The sequence below is a fragment of the Kineococcus haloalkalitolerans genome (assembly GCF_050871905.1).
Classification (GTDB): Bacteria; Actinomycetota; Actinomycetes; order Actinomycetales; family Kineococcaceae; genus Kineococcus.
Genome location: NZ_JBJLSH010000002.1, coordinates 47,504 through 60,572, shown reverse-complemented (window position 1 = coordinate 60,572; position 13,069 = coordinate 47,504). Strand labels below are relative to the sequence as shown.

11 protein-coding genes are annotated in these 13,069 nt (G+C 75.5%); 8 read left to right on the top strand and 3 right to left on the bottom strand.

The window, feature by feature from the left end; all coding sequences use genetic code 11:
- Positions 1-30 precede the first annotated feature (30 nt).
- From ACRYMY_RS01245 to ACRYMY_RS01220, 6 genes are all read left to right on the top strand, one after another.
- A complete protein-coding gene (locus ACRYMY_RS01245) occupies positions 31-999 on the top strand; it encodes an ABC transporter substrate-binding protein (protein WP_432545450.1) in 969 nt (322 codons plus the stop codon).
- A gap of 35 nt (positions 1,000-1,034) precedes the next feature.
- Complete coding sequence (locus ACRYMY_RS01240) at positions 1,035-1,931, top strand: ABC transporter permease (RefSeq protein ID WP_432545449.1); 897 nt, start codon at positions 1,035-1,037, stop codon at positions 1,929-1,931.
- A gap of 17 nt (positions 1,932-1,948) precedes the next feature.
- A complete protein-coding gene (locus ACRYMY_RS01235) occupies positions 1,949-2,791 on the top strand; it encodes an ABC transporter ATP-binding protein (protein ID WP_432545448.1) in 843 nt (280 codons plus the stop codon).
- Between the two features lie 525 nt (positions 2,792-3,316).
- Positions 3,317-3,970: an AmiS/UreI family transporter gene (locus ACRYMY_RS01230; protein ID WP_432545447.1), complete on the top strand. Its 654-nt coding sequence runs from the start codon at positions 3,317-3,319 to the stop codon at positions 3,968-3,970.
- Positions 3,971-3,987: 17 nt separating this feature from the next.
- Positions 3,988-5,241 carry a formamidase gene (fmdA, locus tag ACRYMY_RS01225; RefSeq protein WP_432545446.1) on the top strand — a complete coding sequence of 418 codons (1,254 nt, stop codon included), beginning with the start codon at positions 3,988-3,990 and terminating at the stop codon, positions 5,239-5,241.
- A gap of 185 nt (positions 5,242-5,426) precedes the next feature.
- Positions 5,427-7,676 carry a diguanylate cyclase domain-containing protein gene (locus ACRYMY_RS01220; protein WP_432545445.1) on the top strand — a complete coding sequence of 750 codons (2,250 nt, stop codon included), beginning with the start codon at positions 5,427-5,429 and terminating at the stop codon, positions 7,674-7,676.
- 86 nt (positions 7,677-7,762) lie between these two features.
- Here the strand turns inward: ACRYMY_RS01220 and ACRYMY_RS01215 are convergent, their stop codons facing one another.
- On the bottom strand, positions 7,763-8,935 hold the full coding sequence (locus ACRYMY_RS01215) for a heparan-alpha-glucosaminide N-acetyltransferase domain-containing protein (RefSeq protein ID WP_432545444.1): 1,173 nt from the start codon (positions 8,933-8,935) through the stop codon (positions 7,763-7,765).
- Positions 8,936-9,037: 102 nt separating this feature from the next.
- Between ACRYMY_RS01215 and ACRYMY_RS01210 the strand changes: the two genes are divergently transcribed.
- Together ACRYMY_RS01210 and ACRYMY_RS01205 are read left to right on the top strand one after the other, a co-directional pair.
- On the top strand, positions 9,038-10,075 hold the full coding sequence (locus ACRYMY_RS01210) for a hypothetical protein (RefSeq protein ID WP_432545443.1): 1,038 nt from the start codon (positions 9,038-9,040) through the stop codon (positions 10,073-10,075).
- A gap of 87 nt (positions 10,076-10,162) precedes the next feature.
- The gene (locus ACRYMY_RS01205) at positions 10,163-11,047 is read left to right on the top strand and encodes a CPBP family glutamic-type intramembrane protease (protein WP_432545442.1); all 885 of its coding nucleotides are present in this window, start codon (positions 10,163-10,165) and stop codon (positions 11,045-11,047) included.
- A gap of 5 nt (positions 11,048-11,052) precedes the next feature.
- Here ACRYMY_RS01205 and ACRYMY_RS01200 read toward each other — a convergent pair whose 3' ends face one another.
- Positions 11,053-11,733, bottom strand: a complete 681-nt coding sequence (locus ACRYMY_RS01200) for a response regulator (RefSeq protein WP_432545441.1) — start codon at positions 11,731-11,733, stop codon at positions 11,053-11,055.
- Positions 11,730-13,013 carry a sensor histidine kinase gene (locus ACRYMY_RS01195; protein WP_432545440.1) on the bottom strand — a complete coding sequence of 428 codons (1,284 nt, stop codon included), beginning with the start codon at positions 13,011-13,013 and terminating at the stop codon, positions 11,730-11,732. The genes ACRYMY_RS01200 and ACRYMY_RS01195 overlap by 4 nt, the downstream gene beginning before the upstream one ends.
- Between the last annotated feature and the right edge of the window lie 56 nt (positions 13,014-13,069).

Genomic DNA, 13,069 nt, shown 5'->3' with positions numbered 1-13,069 from the left:
CCGCCCATCCCCAGGACCCCGGAGGTCCCCGTGCGCACCACTCGCCGCTCCCTGCTCGCCGCCGTCGGCCTCACCGCCCTGATGAGCGCCTGCGCCGCCCCCACCAGCGTCACCGGGTCCGCCGAGACCGACGGCACCGTCAGCGTCGGCACCCTGCGCGGCCAGCCGCACCTGTACACGCCGTACTTCTACGAGCGGTTCGTCCCCGAGGGGACCGAGGTGGAGATCGTCCTCTTCGACAGCTCCACCGACATCAAGAACGCGGTCGTCTCCGGTGCCGTCGACTTCGGCGTGGCCGGTGCGCCGTCCGCCCTCGCCGGTGTCGCCGCCGGCCAGGACGTCCGCATCGTCGCCTCCTCCGCGGACGGTGGCACCGGCATCGTCGCCACCCCGGAGGTCCAGGCCCCCGGTGATCTCGTCGGCAAGCGCATCGGCTACCCCCGCGGGGCCTCGCAGGAGATCCTGCTCAAGCTCGCACTCGACGCGCAGGGCATCGACCCGGACGCCGACGTCGAGCTGGTGAACCTCCCGTTCTCCGACATGGCCGACGCCATGGCGACGGGTCAGATCGACGCCTTCTCCAGCGCGGAGCTCGGGCCCTCGATCGCCCGGCTCGCCGGCGCCCACGACGTCCTCGACCCCTACGGGTCCCCGGTCGGCAGGGTGAACATCGTGCTCATGACAACCGCTGCCACCATCGAGGAGTCGCCGGCGATCGTGCAGGACGTCGTGGACGCCCACGTGCGGGCCACCGACCTCATGGTCGAGGACCCGCAGGAGTGGGTGGACGGGGTCGTCGACACCTTCGGCATCGACCGCGCGGTCGTGGAGACCTCGGTGCGGAACATCTGGCCGCGCTCCGACCTCTCGCAGGAGTACCGCGACCAGGTGTCGGCGCTCGCCGACGAGATGGTCGCCTTCGACCAGCTGCCGTCGCTGCCCGACCGCGAGGCGGTCTTCGACACGACCTTCGTCGAGGCCAGCGGGTCCTCGGCCTGACGCCGCGCGACAGCCGAACCAGATCCGGAGGAGACATGTCGACCAGCACGTCCGCCCCCGCCGTCCGCTCGACGGCCGACGCCGGTTCCCCGCGCTCCCGCTCGTCACGGACCACCGCCGCGCGACGCCGGCCCCCGTGGCGGACGTGGCTGCTCGCCGTCCCGGTGCCGCTCCTGCTGCTCCTGCTGTGGGACCGCGGTGTCGCCGGCGCGTGGACGCTGCCCCTCGGCGTCCAGATGGGCTTCCTGCCAGAGCCCCTGGACGTCGCGCGGCGCCTCGCGGACCTCGCGTTCGGCGGCCTCGTCGAAGACAGCTACAGCCGCACCCTGTGGATCCACCTGTACGCGAGCACGTTGCGCGTGGTGCAGGGTTTCCTCCTCGCGGCCGTGCTGGCGGTGCCGCTCGGGGTCGTCATGGGCCGGTCGTCGGTGCTGTTCCGCATGCTGGAACCGACGGTCAACCTCGTCCGGCCGATCCCGGTGACGGCGTGGGCGCCGCTGTCCCTGCTCATCATCGGGTTCGGTGACCGCTCGACCATCTTCCTGGTGTTCCTGGCGGCGTTCTTCCCGATCCTGCTCAACACCATCACCGGTGTGCGCCAGGTGCCCGCCCGGCTGCTGGAGGCGGCCGCGATGCTCGGGACCCCGGCCGTGCAGGCGCTGTACAAGGTGGTCCTCCCGGCCGCTGTGCCGAGCATCGTCGGCGGGCTGCGGATCGCTCTCGGTCTCGCGTGGGTGATCCTCGTGGTCGGGGAGACGGTCGGCATCAGCGTCGGCCTGGGCGCGATGATCACCCAGGCGCGCGACCAGTCCCGGACCGACCTCATCATCTGCGGGATGGTCGTCATCGGTCTGGCGGGCTTCCTCGCGGACCGGCTGCTGGTGCTCCTCGTCCGCGTCCTCGCGGGCCGCCGCCCGCTCGTCAACCCCTGACCCCGCAGGAGAACACCGTGGTGAAGATCGGTTCCCCCCGCCCCGTCCGCCCCGCCGACATCAGCGTCCGCGGTCTGGGCAAGCAGTACCCGGGGGCGTCCGCCCCGGCGATGGCCGACGTCGACCTGGAGGTCGGTGCCGGCGAGTTCGTCTGCGTCGTGGGCGCCAGCGGCTGCGGCAAGTCGACGCTCCTGCGGATCCTCGCCGGGTTCGAGAGCGCGTCCGTCGGTTCGGTGTCCGTGGGCGCGGAGCCGGTGCGCGGTCCCGGCCCGGAGCGGGGCGTCGTCTTCCAGGACTACGGCCTCTTCCCGTGGCTGACCGTCCAGGAGAACGTCGCCTACGGCCCGAAGCAGACCCGGCTGCCGAAGGCGGAGGTCACCGGACGGACGGAGCGGGCGCTGGAGACGGTCGGCCTGCAGCGGCTGGCCAGGTCGTTCCCGCAGCAGCTGTCGGGCGGCATGCAGCAGCGCGTCGCCATCGCGCGGGTCCTCGCCAACCAGCCGTCGGTCCTGCTGATGGACGAGCCGTTCGGCGCGCTGGACGCCCTCACCCGCTCGGCGCTGCAGGCGGAGCTCAAGCGCATCCACCGCGAGACGGGGACCACCGTCGTCTTCGTCACCCACAGCATCGAGGAAGCCGTCTTCCTCGCCGACCGCGTCGTCGTCATGGCCGGCGGGACCTCGCACGGCAACTCGGGGCACGTGCGGGAGGTCGTCGCGATCGACCTCCCCGAACCGCGCGACGTCACGAGCGCACCGTTCAACGAGCTGAAGCGCCGCGTCGACGCGCTGGTCCACCAGTCGAACGCAACCCCGCCCGCGCCGCGCGCACCGGCCGGCGCGGGACCCGCCCCCGCCTGACCAGCCCGGCGGACCTCCCGCAGCGGGGTGCGGGGCGTCACCCGGCGGGCCCGTGGCCGCGGCGGGGACGTCCGTGGCACCGGGCCGGGCCCGGGCACGACCGCCGAGCTCGGGTGAGGCCTTGACGCGGAGATCACCCGGGAGAACGATGACGCCCCCGGTCGACCCACCGGCCCTCGCACGACGACGTGGAGGTGTTGTGGCGCTCTACCAGTACGCCTGCGACGACGACGGCCCGTTCGACGCGACCGCCCCGATCGGCACCGCACCGGCGGTGTTCCCGTGCCCGGCGTGCCGGGCGCCGTCGCGGCGCGTGTTCACCGCGCCGCGCCTGTCCCGCGCGTCGGCTCCGGCGTTCGCGGTGATCGAGCGCGCGGAACGCTCGGCGCACGCACCGGACGTCGTGACGTCCCCGCCGCCGGCCGCGCGCCGGCCCCCGCGCCCGGGACCGGCCGCGTCCCCGGCGCTCCGGAAGCTCCCGCGCCCCTGAGGGCGCGGACCCCGCCGAGGAGGAGGTGACCTGCCGTGGGGGACGTCGGTCTGCTGTACGTGGGCGCGGTGCTGTTCCTGAACGGCATGATGCTGCTGGGCAGGGTGGACGGGCGCGCCGCCGCCCCCCTGAACGTCTTCGTCGGCCTGCTGCAGGTGCTGACGCCGACGTACCTGATCCTCACCGCCGGGGGTGACCAGGAGACCGTCCTGAGCGCCTCCGGGCTGTACCTGTTCGGGTTCACGTACCTGTACGTGGCCTTCAACCTGCTGCGGGACCTGGACGGCACGGGGCTGGGCTGGTTATCCCTGTTCGTCGCGCCCTGCGCGCTGGTGTACGCGTTCCTGAACTTCACGCGCTTCGACGACCCGGCGTTCGGCGTGATCTGGCTGCAGTGGGCGTTCCTGTGGACGCTGTTCTTCCTGCTGCTGGGGCTGCGCCGCGAGGGCCTGACCCGCTACACCGGCGCGGTGGCGGTCGTGCAGGGCGTCATCACCGCCGCGGTGCCGGCGTTCCTGCTGCTGACCGGCCGCTGGCGCGCCGACGCCACCACCGCCGTCGTCCTCGCCGTCGTCGGCGCGGTCGCGTTCGGCGCGCTGTACCCCCGCCTCACCGGCGCCCGGGGCGGGTACACCACGACGGCGCCGCCGCGGGCGGCCGCCGGCCCACCGCTGGACCGAAACCCGTGAACCCGTAGGAGGCGACGATGCCCGAGGTGGTCTTCCCGCTGGACTCGACCAAGAGGTTCACCGAGCAGGAGAAGCTCGGCCACAACCGCTGGCACCCCGACATCCCGGCGCAGGTGCACGTCAAGCGGGACAGCACGTTCCGCGTGCACTGCCGGGAGTGGTTCGACGGTGCCATCCGGAACGACGACTCGGCGGACGACGTGCGCGACGCGCCGCTGTCCACGGTGCACGTCCTGTCCGGCCCGATCGCGGTCGAGGGCGCGAAGCCCGGCGACCTGCTCGTGGTCGACATCGTGGACGTGGGCCCGATCCCGCAGGAGGACTCCGGCCCGCTGGCCGGTCAGGGCTGGGGCTACACCGGCATCTTCGCGACGCGGAACGGCGGCGGTTTCCTCACCGAGCAGTTCCCCGACGCCTACAAGGTGGTCTGGGACTTCCGCGGGCAGACGGCGACGTCGCGGCACGTGCCGGGGGTCTCGTTCACGGGCATCGTGCACCCGGGCCTCATGGGCACCGCCCCCTCGCACGAGCTGCTGGCGCGCTGGAACGCGCGCGAGGGCGCGCTCATCGCCACCGACCCGGACCGGGTGCCGCCGCTGGCGCTGCCGCCGCTGCCGCAGGACGCGATCCTCGGCGGCCTCACCGGTGACGCCTTCACGAAGGCCGCCGCGGAGGCGGCGCGCACGGCACCGCCGCGCGAGAACGGCGGCAACCAGGACATCAAGAACTTCACGAAGGGGACGCGCGTCTTCTACCCGGTGTTCGTGGACGGGGCGAACCTGTCGATGGGCGACCTGCACTTCTCCCAGGGCGACGGGGAGATCACCTTCTGCGGGGCCATCGAGATGGGCGGGTTCATCGACCTGCACGTGGACGTCATCGAGGGCGGCATGGAGACGTACGGCGTCTCCGAGAACGCGGTCTTCATGCCCGGGAACACCGACCCCCAGTACAGCCAGTGGCTGGCGTTCTCCGGCACCTCGGTCACCCTGGACGGCGAGCAGCGCTACCTGGACTCGCACCTGTCGTACCAGCGGGCGTGCCTGCACGCGATCGACTACCTGAGCAGGTTCGGGTGGACGCCGGAGCAGGCCTACATGATCCTCGGTGCCGCGCCCATCGAGGGGCGGCTGTCGGGGGTGGTGGACATCCCGAACTCCTGCTCGACGGTGTACGTGCCCACGGCGATCTTCGACATCGACGTGCGCCCGTCGGCGTCCGGGCCGGCGCGGATCGACCCCGGTCAGGGGGTGCCGCGCTCGAGCTTCTGAGGGACGTGGAGCGTCCCGGTCGCCCGGGCCGCCAGCCGACCGGGACGCTCCGCGGGACAGCGCGACGCGTCGTCGCGGTGGGGTCCGGAACCGGGTCGCCGGGTCCCGCCGCGACAGCCGCACCTCCTGTCCCTACGCTCGGGCACCTGCTGCACCGGCCGCGGGACTCGGAGGTTCGTCAGGCCATGGCCCTCCCGCCACCCAGCGACCTGTTCGCGTCGTACCAGCCGATCGTGGACCTGCGCACCCGCGAGGTCGTGGCCGTCGAGGGGCTGGTGCGCGGTCGTCGCGGCGACGAGCGGTTGACGCCCCAGCAGCTGTTCACCGACGCCGCCGCGCGCGGTGGCGACGCGGTGGCGCGCCTGGACGAGGCGTGCCTGCGCTGCACCACCGGGTCGGCGGGCGACCTGCCGCCCGGCGCCGTCCTGTTCGTCAACGTGGAACCGCCGACGCTGGCCGCGTTGTCGCGCCGGGACCTGGCCGAGGTCGCGGCGGGGGTGGGCCCGGGGGTGCGCGTGGTCGTCGAGGTGACCGAGCGCGACCTGCTGCAGAACCCCGCGCAGCTGCTGGAGGGTGTCCGGCGGGTGCGCGACCTGGGGTGGTCGGTCGCCCTGGACGACGTGGGCGCCGAACCGGCGGCGCTGGCGCTCATGCCGTTCCTGCGCCCGCAGGTCATCAAGCTCGACCTGGCGCTCGTGCGGGCGCGGCCGTCGCTGGACGTGGCCGCCATCGTCAACGCCGTGCACGCCGAGGCGCAGCGCTCCGGCGCGCTGGTGCTGGCCGAGGGCATCGAGACCCGCGAGCACCTGCACCGGGCCCTCAGCACGGGCGCTCGGCTGGGCCAGGGCTGGTACTTCGCCCACCCCGGCCCACCGCCGCGGCGGTGGGCCGGGACGCTGCAGCTGCCCCCGCCCGCGCCGACCCCGTCGAGCGCCACCACGGCCTACGAGCTCCTCGCGCGGAGCGTCGCCGCCCAGCCGACCACCCCGGACCTGCTGGCGGCGCTGACCCGGCAGGTCGAGCGGCAGGCGATGCTGCTGGACGAGACGGCCGTGGTCCTGTCCTGCTTCCAGCACGCCGACTTCCTGACCACCGCCACCCGGCGCCGGTACGAGGCGCTGGCCTCGGTGTCCTCCCTGACCGCCGTCCTGGCTCCCGGGATCGGGGCCGCACCCGCCCCCGGCGTGCACGGCACGGCGCTGGCCGACGACGACCCGATGAGCGGCGAGTGGGTGGTGACGGTGGTCTCCCCCCACTTCGCCGCCGCTCTGGCCGCCCGCGACGTGCGGCACGGGGACGGGGACGGGACGGCTCCGGTCCCGGACCGGCCCGGGCCGCCGCGGCAGCAGCGCCGGATGACGTACGTGCTCAGCTACGACCGCGAGCAGGTGATCGCCGCCGCCAGCCTGCTCATGTCCCGCCTGCGGGCGCCCGAGCCGCCGCCGCAGGACGGTGGCGCCCAGGGCCCCGCCGGCCGGCACGGGCCAGCCGGTGCGGCCCCGGACGGCGGCGCCGCGCCGTCACCGGCCCCGCTGGCCGGTGTGCCGGCCCGGGACCTGCCGGACCTGCTGACGCGGGCCATCGCCACGGCCAGCAACGGCATCGCCATCGCGGACGCGACCGCCGCCGACACCCCGCTGGTGTACGTCAACGCCGCGTTCGAGCGGCTGACCGGCTACACGTCCGCGGAGGTCCTGGGGCGCAACTGCCGGTTCCTGCAGGGTCCGGCGACCGACCGCACCCAGGTCCGGGTCATGGGGCGGCGGCTGCTGACCGGGCGCCCGGTGCGGACCACCGTGCTGAACTACCGCCGCGACGGCGAGGAGTTCTGGAACGAGGTCACGATCAGCCCCGTCCACGACACCGACGGGCGCCTGACGCACTTCATCGGCAACCAGGTCGACGTCACCGACCGCGTCGACCGGGAGGAGCGCACCGCCCACCTCGCCTACCACGACTCGCTGACGGGTCTGCCGAACCGCGCCCAGGCGCTGGCGAACCTGGGTCTGGAACTGCGCCGCAGCACGCGGACCGGGTCGGGGGTGGCGGCGGTGTTCATCGACCTCGACGACTTCAAGTCCGTCAACGACCGCTTCGGGCACGCCGCCGGCGACCGGGCGCTCGTCCACGCCGCGCGGTGCCTGCAGTCGGTGGTGCGCTCCGGCGACCTGCTGGCCCGCCTGGCCGGCGACGAGTTCCTGCTCGTCCTCACGGGGCTGCCGCCCGGTGACGACGGTCCCGTGCGCTGCGTGGTGCAGCACCTGCACGACAGCCTGCGCGAGCCCGTGGACGTGCCCGGTGGCGCGGTGACGCTGGGTGCCAGCATCGGGTTCGCCCTGGCGCCCCGCGACGGCGGCGACGCGGCCACCCTCGTGGACGCCGCCGACGCCCGCATGTACCGCAGCAAGCGCACCGACCACCCGCCGGACCGGTGAACCTGCCGCCGCGCCGAGCTGCCGCGGGTGCTCGTCGCGGCCGGCGCGCACCGGGGTGAGCCGGCCGGTGCGCTGACCGGCCGGCGTCACGGCCGCAGGTACACGCCCCGCCGGTGCAGGAGCGCGGCGAGCGCCGTCCACGCCAGCACGGCCAGCACCGTGTACGGCACCTGCTGGTGCCCGCCGACGGCGACGGCCTCGGCGGTCCGCGCGCTGAGCGACCGCCCGTCGGCGTCGACCTGCCGGGCGAGCAGCGCGGTGACGACGTGGGAGCCGAAGTACACGAGCAGGCTGTTGCGGCCCAGCGCGACCAGCGGCCAGGTGGCCGTGCGCAGCGCTCTCGGGGTGGACGCCCGGTCCAGGACGACGTGCGCGAGGACGAGGGCGAGCGCCACCCCGGCGGCCACGGACAGCCCGAACGGCGCGCTCCACAGCCGCTTCATGACGGGGACCTCGACGCCGAGGGCACCGGGGACGGCGACGGCCAGCCACGCCAGCGCCGCCAGGACGCCCGCGACGGCGGCCACGGGTCCCACCGCCGCCCACGGCCCGCGCCGCTCACCGGCCGCCGAGGCGCGCACGGTGAGCAGCAGGTGCCCGACGGTGGCGCCGGCGGCGGCGCTGACGACCGCGCCCGACGCGGCGACCAGCCCCTCCGGGTCGTGCCCGGCGGTGCCCAGCCGGTAGACGTGGTCGGCGCCGAACGCGGCAACGTCCAGCCACCCCGAGGGGTTGCACTCCCGGGTGAGGGTCCCGCCGGGGCAGGTGCCGGCCCACCCGGCGAGCAGGGCGGTGTGGGCGGCGGCCAGGACGGCCGTCAGGGCCAGCCACCCCCGCCAGGAGCGGGTGAGCAGGTGCAGCAGGACGAGCACGAGGACGACGAGCGCGTACAGCTGCAGAACACCGGTGACCCGCCAGGTGGCCGGGTCCCACGCGCCGGAGGTCAGCGCGTTGTAGAGCAGGCCGACGGCGACGAGGACGAGCACCCGGCGGGCCAGGCTGCGCACGTCGGTGCGCCGGTGCATCGCGAAGGCGAGACCGCAGCCGGTGAGGGTGACGAAGACGGGGAAGACGAGGTCGATGCCGTGCACGCCGTCCCACTCGGCGTGGTCGAACCAGGCAGGCACGACGAGCAGGCTGTTGACGCTCACGCTGACGACGAGCATGAGCCCGCGCACGACGTCCAGGCTGGACAGGCGGGGCCGGGCGGTGCGGCCGGCGCGGTCGACGCCGGGGGTGCCGGTGGCGGACCCGGTCACGGTGCTCCTCCCCCGCGGACGCGGGCCGTCCACGGCGGCCCATGCTGCCAGCCGGCCCGGGCGCGACCGGCGGGCGGCGGGGCCGGGTGGCACGATGCGCCGGTGCGGGGTGCTGGCGTGCGACGGGCGGCGGGCCTGGTGGGGGGTCTGGTGGCCGCGGGCCTGCTGGCGGGGTGCTCGCCGCCGCTGCCGCCGGCGACGCTGGCCGAGCAGCTGCTGCTCGTGGTCAGCCCCCACCCGGACGACGAGCTGCAGGGCTGGTCGCTGGTCACCGGCCGCGGGCCGGGCACGTACCCGGTGTTCGTGACGCTGACGCACGGGGAGTCGACCACCAAGTGCGCGCCGGAGGAGCTGGAGCGCACCCTGCGGACCGGCTGGGGCGAGCGGGAGCCGGAGCCGCTGCCGGAAGGTCCGGGCACGCCGTCGTGCGGCGAGGCGCGGCTGGACAGCTGGCACGCCTTCCTCGACGAGGCGACCGCCGTGGAGGGCTGGCGCGAGACCTTCGACGACCTCGTCGAGGGCGAGGTGGAGGTGCCGGGCGTGGCGGCGCCGGCGACGACGTGGGTGGGCGAGTCGGGCGCGCGGGTCGCGGTGGACGGCGGGGACGGGTCGCTGACCCCGCAGGTGGTCGACGCGGCCGTGGACGCGGTGCTGGGGCTGCGCGGGACGGTGCTGCCGGACCTGCCGCTGGCGACCGTGGTGGGCGCCGCCTACACCAACGACGCCCCCGGCGAGGGCCGCAACCGCGCCGCGGACGGCACCTGCACCGACCACCCGTGCGAAGGCGACCCCCGGTACGCCGAGTACGAGCACCCCGACCACTGGGCGGTGCGCGAGGCGCTGCTGGCCCGCGAGCCGCAGGCGTGGACGTGCGTGGCGACGTGGCCGCGGGACCCGGAGCTGACGCAGCGGCGCGACGTCCCGGCGGACGTGTACGAGGCGCTCATGGGCCTCGGCGAGGAGGTCGAGCCCGGCGACCCGGAGTCCCGCGAGCGGCTGGGCGCCCACCAGCGCGCCTACGGGTGGCTGGCGTTCCCGCGCACGTACTGGCCGCCGACGGTGCTGCCGGTGCCGGACGAGGCCGGCGAGCCGCTGGTGATGTCCTCGCGGCAGTCGTTCACGTGCCGCCGGCCGGTGTGAGGACGCGCTTGCACCTTCTGGTGCAACCGCGCGGGTGCATCCGCCCGCTGCTGGAGGGCTGACCGCCGCCGCGACGAACCTCGGGGCATGACCACGACCCCGCTGACCGTCCCCGCGCGCCGACCCCCCGCCCGCGGTCTCCCCGCGCTGCTGCGCACCCACCCCCTCGTCAGCTTCTTCGTCCTCGCCAACCTGATGAGCTGGTTGGCGTGGACGCCGTACGTGCTGTCCGCCAACGGCCTGGGCCTGTGGTCCTACCGGTTCCCCGAACTGCTCGGGACCAGCCAGCTCCTGGGCGTCCTGCCCGGCGCCTACCTCGGCCCCATCGCCTCCGCGTTCCTCGTCACCGCCGTCGCCGACGGCCGGGAGGGGTTGCGGCGCTGGGCGGGCCGGATGTGGCGGTGGCGGGTGGACTGGCGCTGGTACGCCTTCACGCTGCTGGGCATCCCGGCGGCGGTGCTCCTCAGCGGTCTCGCCTTCTCCGGCGGGCAGGTGGCGGTGCCGTCGACGCTGGCGCTGGCCGCGTACGTGCCCGCGCTGCTCGTGCAGGTGGTCACGACCGGTCTGGCGGAGGAGCCCGGCTGGCGGGACTTCGCGCTGCCGCGGCTGCAGGACCGCTTCGGTCCGCTGGCCGGCTCGATGGTCCTCGGGCCGTTCTGGGCGCTGTGGCACGCGCCGCTGTTCCTCACCGAGTGGGGCGGGTGGCCGCACGCGCACTGGTCGCGCCCCGTGGCGTTCGTCGTGTTCTGCCTGGCGTTCAACCTCGTCATGACGTGGGTGTTCAACCGGACCGGGCAGAGCCTGCCGCTGGCGGTGCTCGCGCACGTCGGTGTCAACAACGTCTCCTCCGTGCTGTGGGCGGAGACGTTCCCCGCGATCGACGCGGACCGGGCGGTGGTGGCCACGGCCGCGGGCGCGGTCGTCGGGGCCGCGGTGCTCCTGGTGGCTACCCGCGGCCGCCTGGGCCGGTGACGCCCTCAGCCCGTGCCGTCACCGCCGGGCACCGCGACGACGTGGTTCTGGTAGGCCCACACCACGGCCTGCAGGCGCGAGGAGACGCCCAGCTTGGGCAGCATCCGCGCCAGGTGCGACTTCACCGTGGACACCTCCACGACGAGGGCGCGGGCGATGTCGTCGTTCGCCATGCCCTGCGCGAGCAGCAGCAGGATCTCCCGCTCGCGCGGGGTGAGCAGGTCGTCGGCGCGGCGGGCGGTCACCGGTTGCAGGCGGCGGCGCTGGACGAACTCGGCGAGGACGCGGCGGGTCAGGGTCTGGTCGATGGTGCCCTGGCCGGAGGCCACCTGGCGCACCGCGCGCACGATGTCCTCCGGCTCGGAGTCCTTCAGCAGGAACCCCGACACCCCCGCCTCCAGCGCGCCGAACACGTACTCGTCGAGGTCGAACGTCGTCAGGACCAGCACGGGGACCCGCGGGTCGGCGTCCGGCGCGCACAGCGCGCGGGCCACCTCGATGCCGTCCAGGCCCGGCATCCGCACGTCCAGGCACGCCACGTCGGGCACCAGGTCGCGGGCCATCGCCAGCGCCCGGTCGCCGTCTGCGGCGACGCCGACGACGTCGAGGTCGTCCTCGGCCGCCAGCAGCGCGGTCAGGCCCGCGCGCACGAGGTGCTGGTCGTCGGCGAGCAGGACGCGGATCACGCGGTCCCCTCCAGGTGGTCGTCGCGGTGGTCGGGACGGGCGGCGGGTTCGGCCGGCAGGCGCAGCCGGACCCGCCAGCCGCCGTCACCGGTGGGCCCGTGCTCGAGGGTGCCGCCGACGAGCTGGGCGCGCTCGGCCATCGCGACGAGCCCGAAACCCGATCCGGGTCCCTGGTCCGGGCCGGTGGGCGGGCCGTTGCGGACGGTGAGGACGACGCGGTCGGACGCGGTCGCGTCGACCTCCACGGCGCACACCGCGCCGGGGGCGTGCGCGGCGGCGTTGGCGAGCGCCTCCTGCACCGCGCGGTGGGCGACGAGCTGCGCGAGCGGGCCCAGACGCTCCGCGCCGTCGCCGCGGTGGACCAGCGCGACGTCGGCGCCGACGGCGCGGCGCGCGCGCACGAGGTCGTCCAGCCCGGCCAGCGTCTCGACCGGGCGGGCGTCCGCCGCGTCCTCCCGCAGCAGCCCGACGAGGCGGCGCAGGTCGTCCAGGACGGCGCGGCTCTGCTCGCGGACCAGCTGGGCGGAGCGCTTCGCGGCAGCCGGGTCGGTGTCCACCTGCCGGCCGATCGCGGCGGCCAGCAGCGCGATCCCCGACAGGTGGTGGGCGGCGATGTCGTGCAGCTCCCGCGACATCGCCGTCCGCTGCTGCGAGACGGCGGCCGCCAGCAGCGCCTCCTGCTCGCGGCGCAGCGCGGCCACCTCCTGCCGCCGCGCGCGCTCGGCGTCGCGGCGGGCGGCGACGACGGAGCCCAGGAGCAGCGGCGCACCGACGACGAGGAGCGCCTGCGCCGTACCGGCGGCCACCGGCACCCACGGCCCGCCCCCGGCGGCCGGCTCGTCACCGGTCTGGCCGAGCACCTGGGCGAGGGCCACCAGCAGCAGCGTCGCGGCGAGCGCGCCGGCCAGCCGGCGCAGCGGGCGCGACAGCACGGCCAGGTGCGTCGCGACCGCGACGGGCAGCGTCGTCAGCGTGAGGACCGCGGAGGGCGCCGCCAGGGCCAGGGGCAGGGGCAGCGCCGCGGTGAGCGGCAGCAGGAGGGCGGGGCGGCGGGCGACGCGCGCCACCAGCACCGACTGCGCGGCGACCACGGCCGCGGCCGCCCACCACGAGGGGCTCGCGAGCGCCGGCGCCGCCCCGAGGGAGGGGTCCGCGGCAGCGGCCACCGGCAGCCACGCCAGGAGCGCGAGGGCGACGGCCGCGACGGCGAGGGCCGCGAGCGCGTGGGGGTGCGGGCGGTGGCCGCCCGCACCGCCGGGCCGGTCGGGGCGGGCGGGCACGCGCCCACCCCACCACGCGCGGGCTGGCGGCCGCCACGTCCCGGCCCTCTCAGGGA